21 protein-coding genes are annotated in these 26,880 nt (G+C 35.9%); 14 read left to right on the forward strand and 7 right to left on the reverse strand.

Going from position 1 to position 26,880, the window contains the following annotated elements; all coding sequences use genetic code 11:
• Positions 1-174: 174 nt before the first annotated feature.
• Complete coding sequence (locus BLHYD_RS05940) at positions 175-1,470, reverse strand: sensor histidine kinase (RefSeq protein ID WP_005944687.1); 1,296 nt, start codon at positions 1,468-1,470, stop codon at positions 175-177.
• A gap of 346 nt (positions 1,471-1,816) precedes the next feature.
• Here BLHYD_RS05940 and BLHYD_RS05945 point away from each other — a divergent pair, with 346 nt between their 5' ends.
• Positions 1,817-4,117, forward strand: coding sequence for an extracellular solute-binding protein (locus BLHYD_RS05945; protein ID WP_005944689.1), 2,301 nt, complete (start codon positions 1,817-1,819; stop codon positions 4,115-4,117).
• Between the two features lie 214 nt (positions 4,118-4,331).
• On the opposite strand, the gene BLHYD_RS05950 is transcribed toward BLHYD_RS05945, so the two are convergent.
• Entirely contained in the window at positions 4,332-5,009 is a 678-nt protein-coding gene (locus BLHYD_RS05950; RefSeq protein WP_005944693.1) for a response regulator transcription factor, read from the reverse strand.
• Positions 5,010-5,421: 412 nt separating this feature from the next.
• Here BLHYD_RS05950 and BLHYD_RS05955 point away from each other — a divergent pair, with 412 nt between their 5' ends.
• The 13 genes from BLHYD_RS05955 to BLHYD_RS06015 all read left to right on the forward strand — a co-directional run bounded on the left by BLHYD_RS05955 (position 5,422) and on the right by BLHYD_RS06015 (position 20,820).
• Positions 5,422-6,849 (forward strand): sugar transferase, encoded by a 1,428-nt coding sequence (locus tag BLHYD_RS05955; RefSeq protein ID WP_005944695.1) that lies wholly within the window; start codon positions 5,422-5,424, stop codon positions 6,847-6,849.
• Positions 6,850-7,323: 474 nt separating this feature from the next.
• Complete coding sequence (locus tag BLHYD_RS05960) at positions 7,324-8,103, forward strand: WecB/TagA/CpsF family glycosyltransferase (RefSeq protein WP_005944698.1); 780 nt, start codon at positions 7,324-7,326, stop codon at positions 8,101-8,103.
• Positions 8,100-9,323 (forward strand): nucleotide sugar dehydrogenase, encoded by a 1,224-nt coding sequence (locus tag BLHYD_RS05965; RefSeq protein WP_005944700.1) that lies wholly within the window; start codon positions 8,100-8,102, stop codon positions 9,321-9,323. The genes BLHYD_RS05960 and BLHYD_RS05965 overlap by 4 nt, the downstream gene beginning before the upstream one ends.
• 273 nt (positions 9,324-9,596) lie before the next feature.
• Positions 9,597-9,815, forward strand: a complete 219-nt coding sequence (locus BLHYD_RS17510) for a serine O-acetyltransferase (protein WP_005944702.1) — start codon at positions 9,597-9,599, stop codon at positions 9,813-9,815.
• Positions 9,769-10,866: a non-hydrolyzing UDP-N-acetylglucosamine 2-epimerase gene (gene wecB / locus BLHYD_RS05975; RefSeq protein ID WP_005944704.1), complete on the forward strand. Its 1,098-nt coding sequence runs from the start codon at positions 9,769-9,771 to the stop codon at positions 10,864-10,866. The genes BLHYD_RS17510 and wecB overlap by 47 nt, the downstream gene beginning before the upstream one ends.
• A gap of 11 nt (positions 10,867-10,877) precedes the next feature.
• The gene (locus tag BLHYD_RS05980; protein ID WP_005944705.1) at positions 10,878-12,782 is read left to right on the forward strand and encodes an alginate lyase family protein; all 1,905 of its coding nucleotides are present in this window, start codon (positions 10,878-10,880) and stop codon (positions 12,780-12,782) included.
• Between the two features lie 60 nt (positions 12,783-12,842).
• Entirely contained in the window at positions 12,843-14,261 is a 1,419-nt protein-coding gene (locus BLHYD_RS05985) for a phenylacetate--CoA ligase family protein (RefSeq protein ID WP_005944707.1), read from the forward strand.
• 15 nt (positions 14,262-14,276) lie between these two features.
• The gene (locus tag BLHYD_RS05990) at positions 14,277-15,323 is read left to right on the forward strand and encodes a glycosyltransferase (RefSeq protein WP_196795153.1); all 1,047 of its coding nucleotides are present in this window, start codon (positions 14,277-14,279) and stop codon (positions 15,321-15,323) included.
• A 27-nt stretch (positions 15,324-15,350) separates the two neighbouring features.
• Positions 15,351-16,403, forward strand: a complete 1,053-nt coding sequence (locus tag BLHYD_RS05995) for a glycosyltransferase family 2 protein (RefSeq protein ID WP_005944711.1) — start codon at positions 15,351-15,353, stop codon at positions 16,401-16,403.
• The gene (locus tag BLHYD_RS06000) at positions 16,400-17,146 is read left to right on the forward strand and encodes an acyltransferase (protein WP_005944712.1); all 747 of its coding nucleotides are present in this window, start codon (positions 16,400-16,402) and stop codon (positions 17,144-17,146) included. The genes BLHYD_RS05995 and BLHYD_RS06000 overlap by 4 nt, the downstream gene beginning before the upstream one ends.
• Before the next feature lie 12 nt (positions 17,147-17,158).
• Complete coding sequence (locus BLHYD_RS06005) at positions 17,159-18,100, forward strand: GT-D fold domain-containing glycosyltransferase (protein WP_005944714.1); 942 nt, start codon at positions 17,159-17,161, stop codon at positions 18,098-18,100.
• A 24-nt stretch (positions 18,101-18,124) separates the two neighbouring features.
• Complete coding sequence (locus BLHYD_RS06010; protein ID WP_005944716.1) at positions 18,125-19,342, forward strand: O-antigen ligase family protein; 1,218 nt, start codon at positions 18,125-18,127, stop codon at positions 19,340-19,342.
• A gap of 14 nt (positions 19,343-19,356) precedes the next feature.
• Positions 19,357-20,820 (forward strand): oligosaccharide flippase family protein, encoded by a 1,464-nt coding sequence (locus tag BLHYD_RS06015; RefSeq protein ID WP_040350246.1) that lies wholly within the window; start codon positions 19,357-19,359, stop codon positions 20,818-20,820.
• A 438-nt stretch (positions 20,821-21,258) separates the two neighbouring features.
• Here BLHYD_RS06015 and BLHYD_RS06020 read toward each other — a convergent pair whose 3' ends face one another.
• Genes BLHYD_RS06020 through BLHYD_RS06040 form a run of 5 tightly spaced genes read right to left on the reverse strand, consistent with a single transcriptional unit; the run spans position 21,259 to position 26,875 of the window.
• The gene (locus tag BLHYD_RS06020) at positions 21,259-22,683 is read right to left on the reverse strand and encodes a lipopolysaccharide biosynthesis protein (protein WP_005944720.1); all 1,425 of its coding nucleotides are present in this window, start codon (positions 22,681-22,683) and stop codon (positions 21,259-21,261) included.
• Between the two features lie 17 nt (positions 22,684-22,700).
• On the reverse strand, positions 22,701-23,888 hold the full coding sequence (locus BLHYD_RS06025) for a Coenzyme F420 hydrogenase/dehydrogenase, beta subunit C-terminal domain (protein WP_005944722.1): 1,188 nt from the start codon (positions 23,886-23,888) through the stop codon (positions 22,701-22,703).
• Positions 23,889-23,903: 15 nt separating this feature from the next.
• Complete coding sequence (locus tag BLHYD_RS06030) at positions 23,904-24,434, reverse strand: acyltransferase (protein ID WP_005944724.1); 531 nt, start codon at positions 24,432-24,434, stop codon at positions 23,904-23,906.
• Positions 24,412-25,758, reverse strand: a complete 1,347-nt coding sequence (locus BLHYD_RS06035; RefSeq protein ID WP_040350247.1) for an O-antigen ligase family protein — start codon at positions 25,756-25,758, stop codon at positions 24,412-24,414. The genes BLHYD_RS06030 and BLHYD_RS06035 overlap by 23 nt, the downstream gene beginning before the upstream one ends.
• On the reverse strand, positions 25,733-26,875 hold the full coding sequence (locus tag BLHYD_RS06040) for a polysaccharide pyruvyl transferase family protein (RefSeq protein WP_005944728.1): 1,143 nt from the start codon (positions 26,873-26,875) through the stop codon (positions 25,733-25,735). Before BLHYD_RS06040 ends, BLHYD_RS06035 begins: the two co-directional genes overlap by 26 nt.
• Between the last annotated feature and the right edge of the window lie 5 nt (positions 26,876-26,880).

Here is a 26,880-nt window from a genome sequence, read left to right on the forward strand (position 1 = left end):
GCAATGAGGAATTTCAACGCAAGGCAATGTTGCGGCGACGTGCAAAGCGAGTTTCGCCCTCAAAGATTGAGGGGATGGGGAGTTGAAGTGTATTTGCTTACTTTATTAGATAAGCACGGCAGCTGCTTGATGGGCGACGGACAGCGAACAACAAAGCTGTGAGCTGGCTGCGATCTATTTGACAAACGGAAGTAGCAGCGTAAAAGTAGCTCCACCGCCAGGAGTATCGGACAATTTTAATGAACCGTGGTGAAGCCGGGCGATTTCTAGGGCAATAGAAAGTCCCAGGCCGTAGTGCCCTTTTTTATGGCGAGATTGATCTGAACGGTAAAAACGTTGGAAAACCACTTCTTTTTCCTCGGGAGGAATGCCAGGCCCATTGTCAGCAACAGAAAGGATGAAATATTCCTTGGTCTGTTTCAGCAGGAGGGTGATTTTACTGCCGTCAGGGGTATAAGAGAGGGCGTTGTCTATAAAAATTGAAAGGACCTGCTGTATGCGGTTTTTATCACACTTATACGGCGGACATGACAGTTCAGGAAGCTGAATGCAAAGCTGCTTATTTTTTTCCTTGGACAGAGGTTCGTATTTTTCATAGATATCTAAAAGTAAAGTGTCCAGCTCTGTAGGAGCCATAGAGACAGTCCAGGAATGGTTATCAGCGTTGGCCAAAAGAAGCATGTCCTGGATTAACAGTGTCATTCTCTCAGTTTCTTGTTCCATAATTCCATAGAAATGTTCTGTCTTAGACGGGGCAGACTTTTGTACAGCACAAAGACAGGAACGAAGAACGGCCAGCGGAGTACGCAGCTCATGGGAAGCAGAAGCGATAAACTGTGTCTGTTTTCTTCTGCTTTCCTCGATAGGAGAGAGAAGATGGCGGGTGAAAAACCAAGAAAAAATACCTAGACATACAATACCAAGAAGAACGGCTGCAAGAAAGATAAAACGCAGGTGGTTTTTCTGGGCATAAAGCAAATCTAAAGGGTATAGGATGATTGCAGTCAGGAAACCATTTTCTTTAGGAAGAAAGGCGACGCCAGCATAGTATTTTTTCTGATCAGTGCCAGACATGGAAAATTCCACGTGTTGTGAAAGAATATTCTTGGCAGTGTAGGTGTCCAGATTCAAAGAATGTTTTTCTTGGGCTTCTTTTAGGGCCTGAGTGTAGAGTTGCGTAAGCTTAGGCTCTTCTTTTAAATCAGTGAAAAAAAGTGGTTGCTGATTATCTAAGATTTTGATGGAAAAATGGTTATTGAGTTCCTGTTCTAGCAGCCATTGATGGGGAATCATGGATTGTGCTTCCAGGTAAGAATATATGGAACTGGTGGAATTCAAGAAATTATTGTAGCTGTTTTGATCTATGCTTTTTTGAGAAATGTAAAGACAGCCACCGGACATAGCAGCTAAGATGAAGCCGGTTCCAAGGGTAAAAAATATAGTCAGCTGTATGCGAAGTTTTCGAAACATATCATCCTCCTATTTCTACAGGTTTTTAACCATTACATAGGTATAGTATACTGTTTTTTCTCTAAAATGTCTCTATCTATATGCGGTGACGAAGCATAAATTGTAACAGTTCAGCCAGAGCCATTCGTAAAACGCACTTGCGTACCTATTGTGACTAACGCTGTCGTTTTACTTATGAAAAGGCGTTCAGCTGATAGATGTCCGCTCGCGAAAATATACAAGTATGTTTTATGCCTTCCGTACACTGTATGGCTGAACTGCTACTATAACTTTTTGAGGGTTTAGAGAAAAGATAGAGAAATCAATGTTATGCTGATAAAAACAATGAGACAGGGGAGGATATATTATGAAAAAAAACTGGAAAAAACTTTTTTGCCGTCTTTTGGCAGGTACGATGGCGGGAGTACTTCTTATGGGAACCGCGGGCTGTAAAGGAGGAGAAAAAGAAGAAAAAGAAAAGGAAGTGGTCATGGGAAGGTATCTAGAAGAAGAAATTCCGCTCCCAGAAGGAGCGCAAGGAATTGTGGAGGCTACTCGGCTTTCCGATGGAAAACTAGCGCTTCTAGGATACGATGAGCAGTATATGACACATTACTGGCAGTCTGCAGATGACGGGGAAACCTGGGAAGAGCAAGGGAATATGCCTCAGGAGCTGAAGCTGGCCGACGGGGAACAACAGACTGCAATGTCTGTCGGGGCAATCCGACAGGACGGAGCGGTTCTCTGCGTGGTGACTACCTATGATGTGGATACGGCGGATGTAGTAGAAGACAAGACCTATATACGAAATACAGATGGAACTTACACAGAGGTCAATATGAAGTATCCAGACGGTTTTACTCAGGCCATCGACATAAAGTGGTTGTCAGATCAGGAAGTAATCGTTCAGGATTCCGTTGTCGGTCTTTATGAAATGGATCTCTCAGATGGAAGTGTAAAAAATCAATTTATTGAAGAAGGCCAGGTCTTTACCACTTTCGGAATCGTCGAAAATTACTTAATTGTTGTGGGAGCAGATGAGATTTCGTACTATGATCTGGACACAGGCAAAATCGAGGAAGAGGATTCGGCCTTGACAGAACAGATTAAAAATAGTGGGGCCGATCAAAATCTGACCAGCTATGGTACGTCACCATTGCTGATTTGCCAGAAGGGGAAAGACGGCAAGCTATTTTATTGTGATTCCACGGGAATTTACTCCCATGTGATAAAGGGAAATGCGATGGAACAGGTGGTAGATGGAAAACTGAATTCCATAGGCGATCCGAGTGTCGGACTCATGGGTATGTTTTTGGGAGATGAAAATGCAATTTATCTGGCTGTATCTACAGGGGAAGAACACCAACTATTAAAATATGCGTACTCGAAAGACACACCTTCCGTACCTTCGAAAGAGATTAAGATCTATGCTTTGGAAGAAAATGCGGAACTACAACAGGCGATATCACTTTTCCAAAAAGAGAATCCAGATTATTATGTTTCTCTGGAAGTGGGAATGTCAGAGGACAATTCCATCACAGCCACAGATGCGTTGAAGACTTTGAACACAGAGATCATGGCTGGAAAAGGGCCTGACCTGCTTATGTTAGACGGAATGCCGGTTTCTACTTATGAGGAGAAAGGAATGCTGTCAGACATCAGCGATGTGATTGAGAAGGTAGATAAGTCAGAGGGGATTTTGGATAACATTCAGGAAGCATACACGAAGGAGAATGAAATTTATGAATTCCCAGGAAGATTCTCTATTCCGCTTGTGGTAGGGCCAAAAGATCAAATAGAGGCTATGCAGACTCTGGAAGGGTTGACGAAGGTGGCTGAAAGGTATTCTGAGACGAACGATTCTGTGAGACTTTTCAGTGATATGACCCCAGAATTCTTGTCGGAAAGTTTGGTGGATGGGGCTTACGCCGCATGGATTCAGGAAGACAGAACTTTAGACGAGAATTTACTAAAAGAGTATTTTGAGTCTGTGAAGAAACTCTATGATACAGATAGTCATGATGAACAGTTAAGAGAGAATGTCGTGATGCAGAATTATCCTCATTTGGAACTTTCCTATGTCGACGGGATGGTCCTGCAGATTTATGGAAAAGAGTGTGCCGCAGCGGTTGGAAATTTGGCTTCACCGGATGGATTTTCGCAGATTACGTCTTGCATGAATAACATGGAAGATACCGAAATCGATTACGAAGTATGGAACGGTCAAAAAGAAGGCTGTTTCTCGCCGGTGATGCTGATGGGGGTAAATAGTAAAAGCAAAAATCAAGAGGAAGCAAAAGCCTTTTTGGAGTTCTTGTATTCAGAGAAAGCTCAGAGATTGTCCATGGGATATGGACTCACTGTGAACGAGAAAGTCTATGACTCCCAGGAGTATTGGGCAGTCGGAGATGGAACCACCGTAGGATATACTGTCCAAGACGGAGATGGGGTGGAGAGGCAGGTTTTCCTGAATATGGAAAACTCTTCCGCAGATCAGGTGAAGAAAATTCAGGAAATAGGAAAGAGCCTGAATACGCCTTCGCAGCTAGATAAAACGGTGATGGAAGCTGTGAGAGGACAGCTTACCGACTATATAGACGGAAAAATAGAACTGGACGAGGCAGTTCAAAACGTAATTCAAAAAGTAAACCTATATCTTGCAGAATAGAGAAAGATAATTTTGAAAACAGATATTCTGTTAGTATGTGGAAAGAACATAAAAAGAAAGGATGGAGTGCGGGTAAACTGCCCATCCTTTCTTTTTTAGGAAGGTATTTGTCATGCGGCGGCGCGCAAAATGGGGCGATGCCCTCAAGATTGAAGGGAAAGGAGAACGGAAGTGGGCTCGTCTATTTTATTTGAATTCCTAGGCAAAAGTCTTTTCAACGATATACTTCTAGCTGATATCCCACACCTCTTACGGCTTTCAACTCTAACCTGCTGTCCACAGATCGGAGTCTGCGTCTCAAAAAATAGATATAGTTATCTAGGTTACCGTCTTCAACTTCAGAATCAGGGCCCCACACCCGTGACAAAAGTGTCTGACGAGGTAGAATTTGTCCAGGATTGCGCAGAAAAATCTCCATCAGAGCTCCCTCTTTTTTGGAGAGAGAACATTCTTTGGTATGGCAAAAGAGCTTTTTCTGGTCAGGGTCAAAGGAGATGTCTCCGAGAGAAATTACAGAGGAACCTTCCCATTTTTGGGGACGGCGGCTGAGACAGCGGATACGAGCCATCAATTCTTCAAAGGCAAATGGTTTTACCATATAGTCGTCAGCACCGCAGTCTAAACCGGTTATTTTATCCTGCAAACTAGAGAGAGCTGTTAGGAAAATAACCGGTGTAAAAATCTTTTCTCTACGTAAAGCTTTTAGTACTGAAATTCCATCCATGGAAGGAAGCATTCGATCTAACAGGATGAGATCATGTACCCGCTCCCGTATGAAGAAAAGTGCATCTTCTCCGTCCATACAGGTATCAACCAAAAAACCTTCCTGCTCGAGCTGATATTGAAGGGTATAACATAGATTTTCATCATCTTCTACAAGTAAAATGCGCATAAAGTCACCTCGCCTATTATTATAATATCAGCTGAAGTATAGCACAAGAGTCTCTAAAATTTCTCAAAATTACCAAGATAATGTAGAAATTAATACAATAGAAAAGGCAAAGAAAAACAGCTACCCCCTAGATAGAAATGCGGCATTGCTGAATCGTAGAAATGATTTCCATTGTGTATAGATAGAAAAATTCTAAAGTGGAGGAAACCGGCTGGAATAAGAGGAAAAGTGTGTAAAAAGTATTCGCAGTGAATCGATAAAAGTGTATAAAAAAATTACAAGTTAAAAACTAATTATGTCGAAAAGAATAAAAACGTAAGAAAGCGCTTGTGGATTGCATAAGTTATGCTATAATGATTACGGTTCGACAAAACAAATAGAGAGCATTTAGAAATGTAATGGAGGCTTACTGATGTACAAGAGAAAACCGGATGGTTGGCTTAAGCACGTCGATTTTATTATTCTGGATTTATTAAGTATGCATCTGGCATTTGTAATTGCCTTTGTTATTCGCCAAGGAGCTGCATTGCCCTATGCAGATTCGTTTTACCGCAATATCGCTATTGTGCTTTCTCTTTTGTACCTGGTTGTAATCTTTTTAACACAAAGTCATAAAGGCATTATGAGAAGGGGGTACTACAAAGAGTTAGTCGCGAGTGTGAAGCATGTTACTTATATTGTTGGCTTGCTTTTGTGTTATTTATTTTTTACCCAGACGTCAAAGAATTATTCGAGAATTATTTTTTTGATTATGTGGGTAATTCAGATAGGTTTGACCTATCTGTTTCGAATTCTATGGAAAGAAAGAATTAAGAGGTTATCTGAGTCAGGGGAAGGCCATAGATCGTTGCTTCTTCTTACTACCAGTGAGCGGGCTCAAAAAGTTATCAAGACTATGAAGGATAACAATTATGAGTATTTAAAGTTTGCAGGTGTGGGGATTTTGGACAAAGATATATGTGGCAGAGAGATTGAAGGAGTTTCCGTTGTAGCCAATGTAGACAACGTGTTGAATTGGATAAAACAAAATTGGGTAGACGAAGTATTCATAGAGATGTCGACGGAAATGCAAGATGCAGTAATTTCCCAGCGCCTAGTGGACAGTTGTATGGAAATGGGAATTACAGTGCATCGGAAGCTGGCAAAAAATATTATCAACTCCCGTAACCAGTCCATAGAAACTCTTGCTGGATACACTGTGCTTTCAACTAGCGGGGTAAATATGATAACCACAAAGCAGCTATTTTTTAAGAGAATTATTGATATCTGTGGTGGGTTTGTAGGTTGTATTTTGACAGGAATCGTCTTCCTTTTTGTGGCTCCGTGCATTTACGTAAAATCTCCAGGTCCAATTTTCTTTGCTCAAGTTAGAGTAGGTAAAAATGGCAAACTCTTTAAAATTTATAAATTCCGAAGCATGTATATGGATGCTGAGGAGAGGAAGAAAGAGTTGATGGCTCAAAATGAAATGCAGGGATTTATGTTTAAGATGGAAAACGATCCCAGAATTATCAAAGGCATTGGAAGTTTCATTCGAAAAACTTCTATTGATGAGTTGCCACAGTTTTGGAATGTGCTGAAAGGAGACATGAGTCTGGTAGGAACTAGACCGCCGACACTCGATGAGTGGGAACAGTATGAACTTCATCACCGAAAGAGGTTGGCAATTAAACCTGGAATCACTGGCATGTGGCAGGTGAGTGGCAGAAATAACATCACCGATTTTGAAGAAGTTGTGGAGTTGGATACTAAGTACATTTTGAATTGGTCTTTTAAATTGGACATTCTGATTCTACTGAAAACGGTGCTGATCGTTCTGAAAGGACGAGGAGCGGCATAAAAAAGGAAATTAGTCGTTACAATTCAGATTTCCAATGTCCCGCGATGCGTTTTAGAACGTTTTGCACAAAAATTCTGAGACATACTTGCGCCAAACTGCTGTTTGCAGCAGTTTGTGTGCATCGCGAAGCATGTGATCGCTCACAAACCGCAAGTGAGTGAACAATAGCAATTAGCCAGATGTTGAATTATAAGATTGATTGGAAAACTTGATTTTACTCGACAGCTGTGTTATTTTGATAGAAACAAAACAAATATAATGTAGAGCATACTGCTGTTTTCATTTGTGAATATGAGTTTAAGAAAAGCCCCTGGTGGGTTTTTCTTAAGCCCTATGGTTGGATAATTTTAGAAAAGCAGCCAGAAAGTAGTAGGAGAGCAGTGGGAGAGAAGCTGTATGGCGATGAACTACGAATAATAACAATTATTTGGAGTTGGCAAAAATTTTAAAAAGCTAAGAGATGAGAGGATTTTCATGGGTACAGAATATATGGAAAGAAAACGATATCCTATTTTGAATACTTATGTAAATGCAATTTCAATGGAAGAAACCCTTCGCGAAATAGAAAAGATAATACAAAAAAGAATTCCGACTCAGCATGTTGTTATCAATGCTTCAAAGGTCAATTTGATGGAAAAAGATTCTAAATTAAGAATGATTGTTAATAAGTGCCCTTTGATTAATGCAGATGGCGCCTCCATTGTATGGGCAGCAAAGAAACTCGGTGTTCCTTTGAGAGAAAGAGTTACTGGAATTGACCTTTTTTCACAGTTAGTTGCTTTATCAGAAAGAAAAGGATATAAGATTTATCTTTTTGGGGCAAAAGAAGAAGTCGTAACAAAAGTAAAAAAAATATTTGAAGAGAAATATCCCCGGCTTCAAATTGCAGGATATCGAAATGGGTATTTTACCAAAGACGACGAGCTTGAAATTGTAAAAAATATGTCTGAATCAGGTGCGGATATTATGTTTGTAGCATTTTCCTCTCCTAAGAAAGAGTATTGGGTGAATCAATACATTCATCAGCTAAATATTCCTTTTGTAATGGGGGTTGGTGGCAGTTTCGATGTGGTTGCGGGAGTCACTGACCGCGCTCCGAAATGGATGCAAAATCATGGGCTGGAATGGTTTTACAGATTTATCCAAGAACCTCGGAGAATGTGGAAACGCTACATAATCGGAAATATAAAATTCATACATTTAACATACAAAACCAAAAGAAATTACACAAAGATAAGCGGAGGAATAAAATGATTAATGTAATCGGACTTGGATATATTGGTCTTCCCACTGCACTGATGCTGGCAGCTCATGGTATGGATATTGTTGGAACAGATTACAGTAAAGAATTAATTGATACTTTAAAGGTAGGAAAAACGACTTTTAAAGAAAAGGGAATCGAAGAACTGTTTCAGAAGGCTCTTGACAATGGTATCACATTTACAACGGAATATCAACGGACTGACATTTATATTGTATCTGTTCCGACTCCTTACGATTCTTTCAGTAAAAAAGTAGATGCAAAATATATTGAGGCAGCTGTAAAACAAGTTTTAGCTGTCTGTGAAAAAGGAGCTACAGTGGTTATTGAGTCAACCGTGTCTCCAGGTACCATTGATAAATACGTACGCCCTATCGTGGAATCCGCTGGCTTTTCGATTGGAACAGATTTGCACCTAGTTCATGCGCCGGAAAGAATCATTCCAGGAAATATGGTTTATGAATTATTGCATAATAACAGAACCATTGGTGCTGACGAGCGAGAAATTGGAGAAAAAGTCAAAAAGATCTATGCTTCTTTTTGCCAGGGAGAAATCATTGTTACAGATATTAGAACAGCGGAAATGACCAAAGTTGTGGAAAATACTTTCCGGGATATCAATATTGCCTACGCTAATGAACTGGCAAAAATTTGCCGTTCTGATAACATGGATGTTTATGAAATAATCAGAATTGCTAATAAACATCCCCGCGTCAATATCTTATCCCCGGGGCCCGGTGTGGGTGGGCATTGTATTTCCGTTGACCCCTGGTTTCTTGTAGGTGATTATCCCGGTCTTGCCAACATTATTCTTGCCGCAAGAAAAATCAATGATTCTATGCCGGAATTTGTATTAGAACGTATTCATGACATTATGAAGGAAAAAGGAATGACAGATGTGCGGCGCGTTGGCCTTTATGGACTTACATATAAAGAAAACGTAGACGATATGAGGGAATCTCCCACTCTTCAAATGTTAGAGTCTATGGAAAAACATCTATGTGGAAATTTAGTTAAGATTTATGATCCGTTTATTGTGAAAGACGTAGTCCCTAACCAGATGCACAGCCTGGACGAATTTCTTGAGGCAGTTGATTTGGTAGTGCTTATGGTTGGGCACAATGAAATCAAACAGAATATGAAAAAGCTGAACAATAAAATTGTATTAGATACACGTCATATTTGCGAATTAGAAGGTACCTATCATATTTAAGGAGAAAGAAAATGGATATATACAAATGGTATAGAATATCCAGGTGGCTATATCTACACCATGTGCCTGTAATCCCTGGGATGATTAAAGCTCTCATCAGAATTTTGTGGGGGGGGGGTAATCCCCTATCAGGCAGAGATTGGTACAGGTACAGTTTTAGGCTATCAGGCATTAGGGATTGTCATTCATAAACGTTGTATCATTGGTTCAAACTGCCATATTTCACAAAATGTTACTCTTGGAGGAACTTCTGGTATTTATGAGGTTCCTGTATTGGGAGACAACGTTTCCGTTGGTGCAGGCGCGAATATTATAGGTCCTGTTCATGTTGGAAATAACGCGGTCATTGGTGCGGGTGCAGTTGTCTTAAAAGATGTCCCTGATAATTGTATTGCCGTCGGTGTTCCAGCCAGAATTATAGAAAAAAACCGAAGGAATAAAGTAAATGAAAAAAGTGATGCTTGTATTCGGAACGCGTCCGGAAGCTATTAAGATGTGTCCGTTGGTTAAGGAATTAAAAAAACGAAAATCTCTACAAACTGTAGTCTGTGTTACTGGACAGCACCGACAGATGCTGGAACAGGTTTTAGATGCTTTTGGGGTGATTCCCGAATATGATTTGTCAATTATGAAAGATAGACAGACTTTGTTTGACGTAACAGCAAATATTTTAGATCGTATTCGGACAGTACTGGACAAAGAAAAACCAGATGTTGTATTGGTGCATGGCGACACGAGCACAACTTTTGCTACAGCGCTTGCCTGCTTTTACCTGCAGATTCCTGTAGGACATGTGGAAGCCGGGCTCAGGACTTACGACATTTACAGTCCCTATCCGGAGGAATTTAACAGACAGGCAGTGAGCATTATCAGCCGGTTCCACTTTGCGCCGACAGAGTTGTCAAAAGCAAATCTTTTAAGAGAAGGAAAAAAAGAAGCTTCCATTTATATTACCGGAAATACCGCGATTGACGCGTTAAAAACAACTGTGCGCAAAAATTATGCCCATCCTGATTTAGAATGGGCAGCAGGCAGCCGCCTCATTATGATTACGGCTCATCGTAGAGAGAATCTCGGAGAACCCATGAAGCATATGTTTCGTGCAATCCGCCGCGTTATGGACGAGCATGACGATGTAAAGGCAATTTATCCCATACATATGAATCCACTCGTACGAAAAATTGCAAGCGAGATTCTGGGAAATGACGATAGAATCCGAATCATAGAACCGCTAGACGTTCTAGATTTTCATAATTTTTTAAGCCGAAGCTACATGATTTTAACAGATTCCGGCGGTATTCAGGAGGAAGCCCCGTCTCTTGGAAAACCTGTCTTAGTTATGCGGAATACAACGGAGCGACCTGAAGGAATTGAGGCAGGTACGCTAAAGCTGGTAGGCACAGATGAAAAGGCTATTTACGAGAATTTTAAGCTGCTTTTGGAAGATACAAAGGCATATGATGAGATGTCAAAAGCAAGTAATCCTTATGGCGACGGATTTGCGTGTAAACGGATTGCTGATATACTGGAAGATCACTTATAGAGGGTCTGGCTATGAGAAATATAACGTGGTATGTTCATCGCCTGAAGGCTATGAGATTTGGCGAAATTCTTTGGAGAACACAGCAAAAATTCCTGCAAAGAAAAGAATATAAAAAGTATTATACGCAAAACCTTCCAGTCACGGAAATTGTTATCAATAGTGCAACATCTGCCCTTTCTCCGGACTATTTGAGAATTGGTCTGGAGCAAAGCTGTACTAACACAGAGCTGTTTTCTTCCCTGGATTTATTTCAGGGAAGTTTCTCATATCAGCAATATAAAAAAAGTTGGAATGCAGGTTTTCAGACAGAAAACACGTGGGATGAAAATACCTTCTCTTATAAAATTAATTGTGCTGGGCGTATAGATATTGGAGATATTCGTACAAATTGGGAATTAAATCGGCATTATCAATTTTCAGCACTGGCAAAAAGTTACTATGTTTCAGGAGAAAAATCATTTCTCGATGAATTGACAGATTTATTTCAAGACTGGAATCACCATAATTTGTTTTTGCACGGAGTAGAATGGACAAGTGCCATGGAAATAGCGATTCGCGTTAATTCATGGATATTTACATACTGTTTTCTATGTATGGCAGAAAAAAAACATGGCGTTGAATATTCAATAACAAATTTGAAAAATCAGTTAATTCATGGAGTTCTTGTGATGACAGATTATATCAGTGCTCATTTGTCACGATTTTCATCTGCGAATAATCATTTGATTATTGAACTTTATGCCATCGCCATGTCTGGAATTCTATTTAACTGCAAGCGATGGAAAGAAACATCCTTAAAACAGCTGACAGAAGAATTAGTCCGCCAGAACTATAAAGACGGCGTCAACAAAGAAATGTCCCTTCATTACCAGACCTTTATTATGGAAGCATATGGATTACTTATGCTTACCATGGAAAAAAATGAGATAAAAATTCCAGATATATGGTATACATATATTTCAAAAATGAGCGAGTTTGTTGCAGACTGCTGTGGCGACTATGGCGAAACTATTGTATTTGGGGACAACGATGAAGGGAAAATTTTGGACTTAACAGGAAAACATTTTAATCACTATCATTATGTTTTGGAATTAATGAGTTGCGTATTGCCGCAAAAATATAATAAAACAGTGGGCTTTTATGAGAATATTCGTTGGATGGTCTCAAGAGAGCAGCTGTGTCGGACAAAAAAGAAAAGTGCTTATGTTTCTCCTGATGCTAAATGTTACCGTGAGGGAGGCTATACTCTGATAAAAGATCAAAAGAGGGGTATCTTTATTGCCATTGACCATGCTGATCTAGGATATGGTACACTTGCAGCTCACGGACATGCTGACGCATTAAGTTTTCAACTGTTTTTTAGAGGGGTGCCTGTGTTTGTTGATCCAGGAACCTATAACTATCATGTTCCCCAAGGTTTCCGCGATAAATTTAGATCTACGCAGGAACACAACACTATTTGCATCGATCGAAAAAACCAAAGCGAAATTTGTGGGCCCTTTCTGTGGGGGAAAAGGCATCAAGTTATGAATACAGAGTTTTCGATAAAGGAAAATGTATTCTTACTAAAATCTAAAATAAAATATGATGATTCTTTTCATACCAGAACAATCCTTATAAAAGATAATGAAACTTTTGAAATAACCATTTTTGATGAGATAAAACTTTCGTATAAGCCCCAAATAATTGAACAAGTCTTTATGTTAGGTTCCATGTGTACTATATTAAATAATAGAATATTGTGTAAAGATAACTTTATAGATATCGAATCAACCGCAAAAAGAAATTGTCAAAAGAATGAATATTCCGAAGTTTATAATCAGCTTTTGCCTAATACTAAATTATTTTATACAGTCTCCGATGTTAGAGAGCATACGGCAAAAATAAAAACGTCAATTAAATTTAAAGAATCCTAGGTTTAGACTATTTTTGTTATAACAAAAGTAACAGTACCTTCGTGACTAAAGGAGTTTAGAATGAATCCTACCCTTAAGACATTAAAATCCTTGCGCATAAAAAATAATTTGATAAATTGGTTAAAAAAGAACTATAGCCATATACCCTTCCCTTTTGTATTTGTTATAGGGAAAATAGGAAATCAGTTTGGATACCATTTACGATATGGAAAAACCTTTTCCGAGGTTTATGAAGAGCTTGAAAATACGGAATATTTGTCTAGGGAAGAGCTTAATTCACTGGTCTTAAAAAAACTTACATCTCAAATAAAATATGCTTATAAATATGTCCCATATTATAAAAATGAGTACTCTGAATATGACGTAGAAAACTTTAAAGAATTAAAGGATATCGCAAAATTCCCCTTTATCGATAAGACTATCGTCAGGCAGTATGAAGATCAATTTATAAGTACACAGTTCGATAAAAAGCATCTTATTATGAAAAAGACTTCTGGCTCTACAGGAATGCCTTTGGGTGTTTATATGAATAATGATACAACTCTTAAAGAATGGGCGTTTGTGGTTCATATATGGAAACGAATCGGTTTCAATGCCAAAAGCTCCAGAATTTTAATGCGGGAGATCGAAGACAAGTCGAAAGGTATTTGTTATTACGATGTTTTAAAAAATGAATTGTGCGTTGACATATCGAATATGGATGATGAACATTTGGAAATCTATTGTAAGGCAGTTGAAAAATATAAACCTGATTATATACATGGTTATCCTTCTTCAACACTTCAGCTATGCCGGTATATTGAAGTACACGGCTTAAACCATCAATTTAAAGGAGTACTTCCATCTAGCGAAGGAATGAGCGATGATGAGGTTTCTTACATAAAAAAAGTCTTAAAATGTCCTGTTTTATCGTTTTACGGGCATACAGAACGATTAGTTATGGCAGGACAATGTGAATGTTCTGAGTGTTACCATGTTGAACCATTATATGGATACTGTGAGTTAGTGGATCAGCAAGGTAATAATATTTATGAAGAAGGAATAACCGGAGAAATTGTGGCAACAGGTTTTTGCAATACGGCAATGCCATTGATTCGCTATAAAACGGGGGACTTAGCGCAATGGAGTTTAACCAAGTGTAAGTGCGGAAGAAATTATTTACAGTTAAAGAAAATAGAAGGGAGATCAACAGAATATCTTGTAGACAAAAAGGAAAATAAAATTTCATTAACTGCTTTTAGATATTCCTTTTATGATAAACACATAAAAGCATTCCAATTCTATCAAGAAACTATAGGGGAAGTAATTGTAAAATTTGTTCCTGAAAAAGGTTTTAATGAAGATGACAGAAAATTTGTTCTGACAACCCTGACTGAGGACGCTAATGGGAAAATTAATTTTTATTTAGAGGCTCATCAGCAACTATCAAAAAAGAAAAGCGGAAAACGAGAGCTCATCGTACAAATGCTTAAATATTAAAAGGATTTTATGAAAATGAGACAAAAAAATAATATACCTATATTTTTATGCGAGTTGCCGCCGCCATATGGGGGAGTAACAGTAAAAAATCAGCTTATAATAAATTATACTTTACAACTGCAGAAACCAATAGACATCATTGATTTGTATGAATGTAAGCGAAACAAGAAAAGTGTGTTAAAAACATTCGGTAAAATTATAATCTCAATGCTAACCCAAAGAAGAATCATATACGGATTTGGAAGTTATAAGCGACTTAAAATAGTAATATACCTCCAACGACTTTGTGGTGGAAAGAAAAGTCTACGCATGTCAAAAAATATTGTAATGGGAGGAGTTTTTCAGGATTATATCAGAACACAGAAATGTTTAAAAAAATTACTTATTCAAATGAAAACACATTATGTTGAAACGGAAGGTATGAAGGCAGAACTTGAAAAAATGGGATTTTCAAATATTGAAGTTTTCCCAAATCCAAAATCCGAGACTGGAAGCTGCCCACCTCAGATTTCAAAGCCAAATGCTCCATTACGCCTTGTATATTTTTCACAAATCAGTAAAGAAAAAGGTGTTAAGGATATTATAGATTTAGTTTCTCTACTTGATAGGAGAAAAACCGTATCGTATTGTTTGGATTTTTATGGACATATTAAAGATGATATAAAAACAGAATTTTGTGAATTCATAAAAGAATCTCCATATGTTCGATATTGCGGCATTTTTGACTCGACAAAAAGTAATGTATATCAAAAGTTAAATACTTATGACATATTACTTTTTCCTACCCATTGGGATACGGAAGGCGTTCCAGGGATTCTTATAGAAGCTAAAATGGCCGGGCTTGCTATTATTGCAAGTAATTGCAGTTATAATAAAGAAATAATACAAATTAACAAAAAGGAAGGCTTTTTAGTCTATAATGATTATCCTTGTGAAATGTATAAAATTATAAAACAATTAGAAAATGATAAGAATCTTTTATATCAGATAAAAACTGCTTCATTTCAATCGCGCATTCGATATAGGCTGGATGAATATAAAGATATTATTAAATCATTATGAAATAATCATATTGTAAGGAGAACATATATGCCATATTTTTCATTAATATTACCTGTATACAATGTCGAAAAATATGTGAAAAGGTGCGTTAATTCTCTATTAAGACAAGAGTATACAGACTATGAAATTATTTTAGTAGATGATGGATCAACAGATTCCTCAGGATCGATATGTGATAAGTTAGCTGATAAAAATAATAATATTTTTGCTTATCATAAAGAGAACGGTGGGCTATCTGATGCTAGAAATTATGGCATGGATAGGGCAAAAGGAAACTATATTCTTTTTATTGATTCAGATGATTGGGTTGATGAAAAATTGTTAATATCTCTGCATAATCATTTAAACAAAAGTAATGTTGATATATTAAAGTTTGGATTCCAGAAAATGCAAGAGGGAAATTATAAGAACACCTTCTTTTCGTATTTTAATATAGGGGTATATGATAGGAGACAAATAGAAGAGACAATTTTACCATATACGATAGGACCTAAGAGACTGTTTTGCTATGAGCAAAATGCTTGTAAATCTGTTTGGTCACATGTATATTCGTTAAATTTTTTAAGAGAGAATAATATACGTTTTGTTTCCGAAAGAGAAATTCTCAATGAGGATTACCTGTTCAATTTACATACGTTACTCTATGCAAAATCTTTAGAAGTGACTCATTATATATTATATTACTATGACTATAGAGAAGGCTCTTTATCAAAAAGATATATAACAAATGAATTTGAAAGGAAATTAAAATTACATAGGGAATATAAATTACTTTTGGAACGGAATGGTTTATTTGAACGATATGAGACTCCATATTACAGTGAATGTGTAGACGGCTTTTATGCTTGTATATCAAACGAATGCTGTTGTTGGAATGAAACCTCAAAATACGCAGTTCAGAATATTAAAAAAATTTTAAATTGTAAGGAATGTGAAATCTCTTTACTAAAATGTAAAAGAAGTAATATGAATTTAAAAGGAAAAGTTATTTATTGGCTAATGAGATTAAAATTCGCATATTTGATGTATATATTATATAAAATATATGCTATTTCGAATATTAAGAAAGGACAGGTATGAAACATAATATAAAATACATTATGAAAAAATTTTTATACCAAGAACGTGCCACTTCAAGTAGCTATATTCAATATTTACGAAAAAAAGGGGTTCAGATTGGCGAAGATTGTATTATTTATTCACCACGTAATTGCTTTATTGATACACAGTATCCATGGATGATTACTATAGGAAACCATGTACGACTTACACATGGCGTTATTATTCTTACACACGATTTCTCATGGTCAGTATTAAAGAAACTTCCTACAAAATTACAAGGAAATGTGCCGGGAGCTATATTTGGCTCAAGTGGGAATGTGAATATTGGAAATAATGTTTTTATTGGGATGAACACAATTATTACAAAAGGTGTTTCTATTGGTGACAATGTTATTATAGGTGCAGGTAGTGTTGTAACGAAAGACTGCGCGGCAAATGGAGTATATGGGGGAAATCCAGCACACTTTATAATGAGAATAACTGAATTTTATGAAAAACGGAAAAATAAACAGTTAGAAGAAGCTCGAAATCTTGCTCGTTGTTATCAAAAACGATATGGGAAAAACCCACCAAAAGAGATTTTTAATGAGTATTTCATGCTTTTCGACTCTTTTGATAGTGCCAGCGAAAATGCAAATTTTAAAATGCAAATTGAATTATGTAATAATGGACAAGATACAAAAAAATATATGGAACAGAATTGTAGAAGATTTAGTACCTATGATGAATTTTTATCATTTTGCTTAAATAATGAGGAGTAATTAAAACATTGTATGAAGACGAAAATTAAATACAAAATTAAAAAGCTGTTGCCCGATCGAATAATTTATCTCTACATAATAATAAAATTAATTCCTGATTATCTAAGGGCAAAAAAAGAAATAAAGAAAAAAATTTTTCCCGATTTTACAATTATTCCTAATGAAAAGACAGTAAACTTAATTATTAACGAAAACAAATCTTTAAGTAGATTTGGTGATGGTGAATTTATGTGGATATTAGATAAAAATCAAAATTCATATCAGGATAACAGTCCACAACTTGCCCAAGAGCTTTTGGAAACACTACAAAGCAATGACAAGAATTTGCTAATTGGAATACCTGGGGGAATAATAGACTCTTCTAAATGTAGGCTGCAAGCAAGGATGCACTGGCTCATTGTTAAGAATGAAGATTTTTCTGATATTCTTAAATACCTTAATCCAAGTAGACGGTATTGCGATGCAAGTATCACGCGACCATATATTGATTATAATAATAAAGTGTTTAGTCAAAATAGCTTTAACAATTTAAAGCGAATATGGGATAAACGGAAAGTTGTTATCGTAGAAGGCGAGAAAACAAAATTAGGAATGGGAAATAATCTTTTTGATAATACAATTTCTATACAAAGAATTATTTGCCCAGCACAAAATGCTTATGAGAAAATTGACAGGATTATGGAGGCCATTAGAAAATATGTTCATAAAGATGAACTAATTCTTGCAGCTTTGGGACCTACTGCCACCATTCTTGTTGCAAGAGCTTGCCAAATGGGTTTTCAAGCTATTGATATTGGACATATTGATATCGAATATATGTGGTTTTTATCAGGAACTTTGTTAAGAAAATCAATAGAAGGAAAATACGTTAATGAAAGTAGTGACAGAATATGTACCAATAAATATGATGATGATTCGACATATTTGTCTTCGATAATTGAAAAAGTATTATGAACAAGGAGACTGTAAAAATATATCATGAAAATGAAAAAGTTTTGGAAAATCAAGCTGTCTACTATTATTATAGTACTATTATACTTTGTAGGTTTCTCCACAATTGCCGATGTTTATCTACCTTTTTATGGCTTCATAAAGTACATATTATTGGCGCTTATAGCATTATATCTTGCTAATAAATTTACTTTCCTTTTTGGAAATAAAATTCCTTCGTTAGTTTTAATAATTAATATACTTTTATTACTTTTATCTTTTTGCCTAATATTGACCTCATTATTTAATAGAAGTAGTTCTATAAGCACAGGTGACTATTTATATAGAAGTATTATATTTGTACTTAGTATTGTCGAATCTTTTTTTTTGATCGAGTTCTTTGCCATGCATGGGCAAATGCAGGATATATATAGAATTTTTTTTAAGCTCACTACTTTATTTAATTTATTATGTGATTTTATTATCATAGTTTATCCACAAATGGTAATCAAATATGAAGATGTATACTTTTTAGGAACAAAATTTAATGTTGTTTACAGCCATATATTTATGCTTATATTATATCGCTTATGTAAGAAAAGCAATCATCTATTATCAAATGTTTTATTATATTGTGCATGTATATGGTCTATTCTTATTGCAATTATGGTTGATTGTATGACTGGATTAATAGGTATAGTTATTTTTATTATTATGGACATCTTATTCAAGAAAAAGCCAAAAAGTATTACTTCTCCTTGGAAATATTTGATTCTCATTGCATTCAGTGCTCTTTTTGTATTAACATACAACATTATTTTAAAAATACCTGCAATAGAATATATTTTAACAAATATATTAAATACACAAAATGATCTAACTGGCAGAGGGTGGATATATAGTATAATTGGAAAAGTTCTTCTTCAAAAACCTTTTTTGGGAAATGGATATAGTAGCAGTTACGATGTGATGATGAATTTTATGCATGCCCCCAATACTCAAAACGGTTTAATGGAATGGCTGATTGAAGGTGGAATTACTTCAACAATATTTTTTCTTCTGTTAGTTTGGGTGATTTTTAAAATGGCTGATAAAAATTGGAATGGAAACGGTATTGCACAGGTTTGTACAGTATTATATATATTAGCTATATTTGCGACTGTGGAAATAACTTTAAATAGAACATTTTATATAATATGGCTTGCCCTATTATTAGGTGCATCTATCGAAAACTGTCAAAACATTTGCTATAAATGCCGCTCGTAAAAAATGGAGACATTATGAAGAAATCAGTTGCAAAAAATGCGATATTTAATATGATAAATCGAGGATTAACGATAATATTTCCTTTAATTACAATAACCTACGTATCAAGAATATTAGGAGCTGCAGGTATAGGGAGCGTCGCTTCGGCACAAAATTTTTCGAATTATTTTACTATGCTTGCAGCGATGGGGATACCTTCCTATGGTGTAAAAGCTATCGCTCAGTCAAAGATAAATCCCCAAAAATGTAATAAAGTTTTTACCGAGTTGTTTACGATCAATTTATTCTCGACTATTTTTTGTGTTATCATTTATTTTTTCACTCTTTGGCTATTACAAAATAGTTATACAACAAATAAACTGTATACGATATTTGTAATATTAGTTATTTTCAATATATTCAATCTTGAGTGGGTTTATCAAGGATTTGAAGAATACGGTTATATAACACTAAGAAGCTTTATCATAAAATTGCTTTCTGTATGTCTTATGTTTTTCTTGGTTAGGACAGAGAAAGATTTAGTGGGATATGCCTTATTATTGTGTTTCGGCACATTTGGAAACTATTTACTGAATATGGTAAACTTAAAATCTTATGTCAAATTTGATTTTTCCCATATAGATTTACAAATGCATTTGAAACCTATATTAATTTTTTTTGCGTCCGTTGTCGCTATTGAAATATATTCGCTTGTAGATATAACAATGCTTACTGCAATGACTAATGCAGAAGTTGTAGGATATTATTCAAATTCTACTAAAATAATTAAGATGGCTGCAAACACTTTGACGGCTCTTTCGGCTGTTTTGATGCCAAGATTAAGTAATTATTTTTACAACAAGGAATATAGTAAAATAAAATCTGTATCTCAAAGTTTCCTAAATATCACAATAGCTATATCAATTCCTAGTTGTGTTGGGCTCTTTCTTATTGCACCTGAATTAGTAATTACCCTTTTAGGAAATACATTCGAACCAGCAGTGGATACAATACGCATATTAAGCATCTTAATTATTTTAATGCCTTTGTCTGGAGGAGTATTTTGCCAATTATTATTGACATCAGGTAATGAAAAAAAGTACCTAATTTGCGTCCTTAGCGGAGCTATTATCAATATTATTCTTAATGCAAATCTAATTAAATATTTAGAACAAAATGGAGCTGCTATAGCTTCTATAGTCGCAGAACTGTTTGTCTGCTTATTGATGTATTTCTTCTCAACCAAAATAATTAAATTAAGCTGTAAAAAAAGGAATTTTATATCTATTTTGGTTTCGTCTGGATCTATGCTGGTTAGTATATTAGTAATTAAGTGCTTTATAACCTGTCTGGAGACATATATTAAGTTATTGACAGAAATTATAATAGCAGTATTTATCTATTTTCTAACTCTTATAATTACTAAAAATGAATTAGCGGAGATTGTTAAAAGAAAGATAGACAAAAATTTTTCAAACATTTTATACAGAAGAAGTTAATAATGAGTGTAAATTATAAGACAAGTACAAAGTATTTTAACGAATTTTATAATCTTCTTTTTTCCTGTAATTATAGTCAATAGATATTTAGACTATTTACTACACTATTATATAGGATGGACTAAAGCAAGCACTCACAAGACCCGAGGTTCAATGCCAGAACACATCAGGCCAAAACGATGTAACAGATGTTGACTGGTTCTGTGAAAACGACATTATCATACAAGCAAGACAGAAGCTTCAAATATGGTTCTGCCCATAATGTTTTGTCCATAATTTATTAATCGGCAAGATGAAATTTTTACATAAGTATGTGATTGAAGGGCTCTTCTATGATAAAATTTATATAATCTATGAATAAAGCTCTTAATTATAAAAGTTTGAATGCGGAACTTTTCAGCCCTGCTGAGCACACCAAAACTTTGACCTGCCTTTTCTTTATTTTTTTCGCCTAATAAACATCTCAGCAAGTTGTTTTAAGATGCTGAAATTTATTTTGAGAATCATGATCACTATAATTATAAAAACCAATACCTGCAGTATCCACTGTTTAGAGTAAAAGCTAGCTGTTGCCACGACAAAAAGAATTACCAGGGAAACAATCTTCTTTTTTGCCATCCAAATTCTGCAGTGTCGTTTGTTTACATCCCACAACCGCCAGAAACTGATCGTCATGTAACCACATATTGATGCGACCGGAGCAGCATACATACCAATCACTTTAATTAATAATAAATCTACTAAAACATTGATAAATGCAGCAACCATTGTAGATGATGCAACCTTCTTTGTTTCATTGTTTACTAAATAGATTGGACTTATTAAGCCGATAACTGCATTAAAAAATACTGCCAAAAGATACAACGGAAGAAGTCCATAGGCATCAGCGAATTCCGGTCCTACCAATAAAGAAAAAGCAAAAGGCAGAACTGCAATAATTCCAATGGCAAAACATGCGAAAAAACTAACCATTTTATCAAACATCTCATTAATGTATTCTTTTCCGCCTTCATCTTTATAATGCAGCACGACTTGCTCAGTCCAAGAAGCGTTGAAAACATAAAATACAGTTGTGTAAATAGAGGATATTTTTACAGCGACGGCAATCAGACCATTAACGGCGACTGACAATACCCATGAAACTATCATCCGATCTGAAGCATGTATTACAGACCATGAGAGCTCATTCGGTACTAACGGCAACGAATATTGTAAGATTTGTTTTATTTCTCGTATATGAATGCACTTTATAGAGAAATTTTTCCACATTTTGCATTTTATAAAAACTATAGAACCTCCCGTAATCGGACCTGTAATATATGCAATCAGCATATACTTCAAATCAAGCCGCAGCACTGCAATAAATAGAATATTTAGTACAATGGTTATTGTACTGGAAAGAAAATTTCCAAATGCATAATCCGCGTTTCTTCCCAGTCCACGTGATATGTTGCAAACTATATTCAAAAAAAGAGCTGCACCAACATGAAAAAGCAAGTACCAACTATATGCAATCGTAAGATACGGTTGAATCACATAGAAAGTCACTGCATATACAGAGAATGTAATGATTGATGCAAATGCAACCGATGAACATACTTGTCTGATTTTTCCTTCGTTGTCGCGGTTTGTTACTAAATATCGAAAGATTGCAAGGTTCATCTGCAATCCAACAATAATCATCAATACAGTAGAATAAGTCGTCAGCAAATCAACCGTACCATATTCTTCTGTCGTTAAAAGAGCTGTATATAACGGCAGCAGCAAAAAAGAGACAAGCTTAGTACTCATTTGTCCAATGCCTATAATTCCTGTATTTTTGAAAAGCTCTTTGCTTGTATTTTTACTGTTTATTTTTCCCATAGGTAAAACCCCTACATTTACTTTTTTCGGATCGTGAATTGGAATTTTCGAATCTTTCCTTTTACACTTAATGGAATCATATGTCTGAATTGCTGTTTTATTGCTTGGTACAACGGAAGTTGATAAGTGTACCTCTTTTCAAACTCATCCTTTGGTAATTCCTGAAAGTCCTGATATACTGCATCTCTGATTTTCGGTCTTTTGCTCGGCTCACACAGTTGGTGGTTTCTTTTGATTTCTTCTTCAAAATTTAGTTTGCAATATACGGCATCTGATTTAACCTTATCCCAAAACAACTGTCCTTTCTTAGTGGAAAGAATAACCGTACTCACGGTTGATGAATACGGAAAACATGGATATGTACTTCCGGTGCTGCAATCGCCAAGTGTAATATCGCCAACTCTTTCTGCGCAAGCATATCTACAGGTATAGCAACTTTCTCGATAACTGGCTCCTTTTAAAAACAAATTATAATATGCATCCCTATTAGGTTGAATATGTCGAACATGATTTCCATATTTCATTGTAAACCGAAAACTACTTGCCTCGTAGAAAGGTTTATCTCTGAAGAGCACTTTCTGAAGCCGATTCGATTGATTATATGTCCTACTCAAATGCTGCTGGAAAAAAAGTTGACTGGGTACGCCATGACAGATCAAATCCACCAATAAAAGTTGGTCCAGATTTTTTTTAAACATATTTCTTACAGCTGACACCTGGCATGGTGTGCCAATAAACAACACTTTTTTCCCTTTTTCAAGAAGTCGCTTCATTTCTTCATATGTATCGAACGCATAACTCTGAACATACTTTGAACCCTGCATCTTTCTCAATTCATTAATTTTGTTTGTAACTACATGCTTTACAGACAAATCTTTTGTCATTTCTGCTGCACAGACATATCCTTCTTCTTGAATCCACGCCTGCGCAAGAAGAGGAAAAATAGCACCGGAGGAGGATTTTTTCAGCATCGTATTATCTTTACTAATTGCTGCATACGAAGCCAGCGGTACATATTTTTTTGGATTTTCTACAGGACACACTTTGATACATTTCCCACAATTCACGCAGTTTTGACTGTCCATAATAGGATGCAAAAAGCCTTCTTTATCTGGCCTCAGCGCAAGGCAAGACTGAGGGCATATTTGAACACATGCGCCACATCCCGAACAGTCATTCTTATTTATTGCAGAAAAATTTCCCATAGCGTTTACCCCATTCTAAACAATGTAGGCAGTTCCATTTTCAACTGCCTGTCGAATCTCATTTTTCTTTCCTTCTGACAAGTTAGACGACAGATAGTAATCCTTTCCAAAATGCTGTTTGCCAGAGTGTTTCGCCAAATATTCTTCCAATGAACATATCTTCTTTGCTGGACTTCCAGCCCATACTTCTCTTGGCGGAATACTTTTCGTTACAACAGAGCCGGCACCAACGATTACATCATCACCAATCATAACTCCCGGAAGAATAACTGTTCCAACTCCCAAAAAAACTCTATTGCCAATGGATACTTTTCCGATTTTAGTATAACCGAGGTGTCTTTTTATAGATGCGTCATGGGCTAAAATATGTACTTTCGCAGTAAACGTACAGTCATCACCAATCGAGATCAAAAAGCAGTGAGCTGGATCAATAAATACACTTGGAGCACAATGAAAATTTTTTCCAACTATCATGCCATTCTTTTTGGCCTTTTTTATATTTGTCCCGCCCTCCCGTATGTGACTAATATATTGCATTAATTTCATTGGAACGTATCTCCTTTCTTTTTCTAATATCAGAATGTACACAAGCAAACGTAATTGAACACAGGAAATAGTAATGCCATTCAAAATGTCCATGTAATGATATGCCACTGGCCGCCAAAACCAATAACGGTAAATATGACATCATAGATACGCGGTACTTGATTTGAAGCCTGTAAAAATAGCAAACCAAGGCAACCAGGAGAATAATCGCAGGGATTATGCCAAACAAGCAGGCAGTTTCAATGTAAATATTATGAGCTCGTGTAATTAACAAATTACCGTTTTGGATTCCACTTGTATATTGGCTATATTCCATACCGGATAACCAATATTTCCAATCCGTGCTCAACCACTCAAAATAGGTTTCTGCAATTGATGTACGCCCGGTCCATAAGTCATTTGCGGAAAAACGTGTCAAAAAACCTTTGATTAATATATTATCCGTATGTGTCATAACATACTGATACAATAACATAATAACCGCCCATACACCAAAAATAAGCAGAATATTTTTAAAGATATTTTTCCTATTATTGGAATTTCTTGCAATCAGAAATACAATATATCCAGTCACTTCCACTGCAATAAGTAGAATGGCCGTTTTTGAAAAAGAAAGTAATACAAAAGCGGCCATAATTGCACTGGCAATATATGCAAACATAGTGTATTTCTTATTCCTGTAAGCTAGCGTCAAATTTGCTGCTATCAATACAGCAATGAACTGACCATAAAATACAGAATCCCCAATCAGGCCTGCAAACCGCGTTGTCGATCCAGCATCTTGAATGTAGACATAGGATCTAGTATATATGGATTTTCCATTTATCTGCATAACATATCCAACGATCGACGAAAGAACTGCTGATACAGAAGTGTACTTTATAATGTTCTCAAAATTTTGATCTAAATTTTTATCATTAAAAAGCAGAATCATCAGCCAGAACTGAAGTACCCATTTCACCCATACTTCTACATCCTGTATTGTTATGGTAAAAAGGCAGCATAGGAAAAATATAATCATTTTTCTTTTATTCACACGAAAGTTTTTATGCCACAGATACTTAACAGAATATAGAATAATCAAGAGGTAAAATAAACTTGTCTTTCCAAGAGAATAGGAAAACATATTGAAAGCCGGCATGGCAATAAACAAAGCTTCAGTATCTTTTTTTTCAGGAAGTAGACAGAACAAACAGATTATACATAATACAATACCTAAATTTGCACCTGTCACCCCAAAAAACTGGCTTATGCTCAGAAGTATTAATAAAACAAATTCTGTATAAATGTATTTTTTATTATTCACTTTTCTTAGTGTTATCACTTAGATCCACCTTCTTTTCTAAAATAGACCTCAAATACTCTTCAGCATTTCTCCTTTCTTCCTTCAGCAATTTATCAATTCTGTTTTCTTTTTCTGCAACCAATTTCCAATTCAATTTTTTTAAATTTTCAATCTCAGAAATTTGAATTTCATTCAGGTCTAATAGGTTTAAAACACTTTCCAACCGACTGTTTCTTGTGGAATGGCGATAGACGATTACTTGTTTTTTCAACAATAGGCTTAAAACAGTTCCATGAAAAGAGTTGGTAATAATATAGTCTGCATGGTCAATCAACCATAGAAATTCACAAGGCCCATATGAACGAATCTGCATACTTGCATGTGGATTCTTTTTGATTCCCCCATCCAGTGCTATACAAGAAAGTCCTGTTTCCTTTTTTACCCTCATAATCACATCGAGACTAAAGTCCGTATTCTGAATGGGATAATACAAAATAAAGTGATCTGGCAAATTTTCCGTAGGTTTCTGACTTACGCTGCGCCAATAGTCTCCAGAAAACAATAATGTTGGATCAATACTTTGCACAATCCGACCTGAATTTAATAATTTACACGCAAGGTCTACGCCGGACTTTTCTCTGATACTAATATTGTCAAAACGTGCAATACCTTTGCGAATCCATTCTTGATCCTGCATACTCAAGCGATCCTGTCCAATACTCGCCGCATAAGATGCCAATACAGCCTTGTTCTTAGTTACATAATCAAAGAAAAAACTTGTATCATGTTTGACATTCTCTGGATTCCAAATTTGGTCGCTTCCGCAAATATAGACATCATAGTCCAATTCTGCTGTTTCTAAATCATTCGGAGTATTATAACGCATAGTCATTCTTGGTAGATACTTTTTGTTAAAGTTCTGAAATAGTCTATATCGTTCTCTCTGTGCATGTCCATTGATTATTGCTTTGAGTTTTTCTTTTAAAGACCACTGTCTCTGTTTCAACGGATCCATTGGATCTAAAAAATAAATAGGGCAATAATTAATTATTTCTACATTCCCACCTAGCTCCGAAATTTTTTTTGCCAATGCATGTGCCTGCAAAGATGCTCCTGGATTCTTTGAACAATGCACTGTTTGTAATCCTACTCTCATAGTTC

Source organism: Blautia hydrogenotrophica DSM 10507, assembly GCF_034356035.1.
In the GTDB taxonomy this organism is placed as follows: Bacteria; Bacillota; Clostridia; order Lachnospirales; family Lachnospiraceae; genus Blautia_A; species Blautia_A hydrogenotrophica.

Bases quoted from the DNA above. Each gene is read 5' to 3' on its own strand.
- BLHYD_RS05940 (WP_005944687.1), bottom strand. From the start codon at position 1,470: ATGTTTCGAAAACTTCGCATACAGCTGACTATATTTTTTACCCTTGGA.
- BLHYD_RS05945 (WP_005944689.1), top strand. From the start codon at position 1,817: ATGAAAAAAAACTGGAAAAAACTTTTTTGCCGTCTTTTGGCAGGTACG.
- BLHYD_RS05950 (WP_005944693.1), bottom strand. From the start codon at position 5,009: ATGCGCATTTTACTTGTAGAAGATGATGAAAATCTATGTTATACCCTT.
- BLHYD_RS05955 (WP_005944695.1), top strand. From the start codon at position 5,422: ATGTACAAGAGAAAACCGGATGGTTGGCTTAAGCACGTCGATTTTATT.
- BLHYD_RS05960 (WP_005944698.1), top strand. From the start codon at position 7,324: ATGGGTACAGAATATATGGAAAGAAAACGATATCCTATTTTGAATACT.
- BLHYD_RS05965 (WP_005944700.1), top strand. From the start codon at position 8,100: ATGATTAATGTAATCGGACTTGGATATATTGGTCTTCCCACTGCACTG.
- wecB (WP_005944704.1), top strand. From the start codon at position 9,769: ATGAAAAAAGTGATGCTTGTATTCGGAACGCGTCCGGAAGCTATTAAG.
- BLHYD_RS05980 (WP_005944705.1), top strand. From the start codon at position 10,878: ATGAGAAATATAACGTGGTATGTTCATCGCCTGAAGGCTATGAGATTT.
- BLHYD_RS05985 (WP_005944707.1), top strand. From the start codon at position 12,843: ATGAATCCTACCCTTAAGACATTAAAATCCTTGCGCATAAAAAATAAT.
- BLHYD_RS05990 (WP_196795153.1), top strand. From the start codon at position 14,277: ATGAGACAAAAAAATAATATACCTATATTTTTATGCGAGTTGCCGCCG.
- BLHYD_RS05995 (WP_005944711.1), top strand. From the start codon at position 15,351: ATGCCATATTTTTCATTAATATTACCTGTATACAATGTCGAAAAATAT.
- BLHYD_RS06000 (WP_005944712.1), top strand. From the start codon at position 16,400: ATGAAACATAATATAAAATACATTATGAAAAAATTTTTATACCAAGAA.
- BLHYD_RS06005 (WP_005944714.1), top strand. From the start codon at position 17,159: ATGAAGACGAAAATTAAATACAAAATTAAAAAGCTGTTGCCCGATCGA.
- BLHYD_RS06010 (WP_005944716.1), top strand. From the start codon at position 18,125: ATGAAAATGAAAAAGTTTTGGAAAATCAAGCTGTCTACTATTATTATA.
- BLHYD_RS06015 (WP_040350246.1), top strand. From the start codon at position 19,357: ATGAAGAAATCAGTTGCAAAAAATGCGATATTTAATATGATAAATCGA.
- BLHYD_RS06020 (WP_005944720.1), bottom strand. From the start codon at position 22,683: ATGGGAAAAATAAACAGTAAAAATACAAGCAAAGAGCTTTTCAAAAAT.
- BLHYD_RS06025 (WP_005944722.1), bottom strand. From the start codon at position 23,888: ATGGGAAATTTTTCTGCAATAAATAAGAATGACTGTTCGGGATGTGGC.
- BLHYD_RS06030 (WP_005944724.1), bottom strand. From the start codon at position 24,434: ATGAAATTAATGCAATATATTAGTCACATACGGGAGGGCGGGACAAAT.
- BLHYD_RS06040 (WP_005944728.1), bottom strand. From the start codon at position 26,875: ATGAGAGTAGGATTACAAACAGTGCATTGTTCAAAGAATCCAGGAGCA.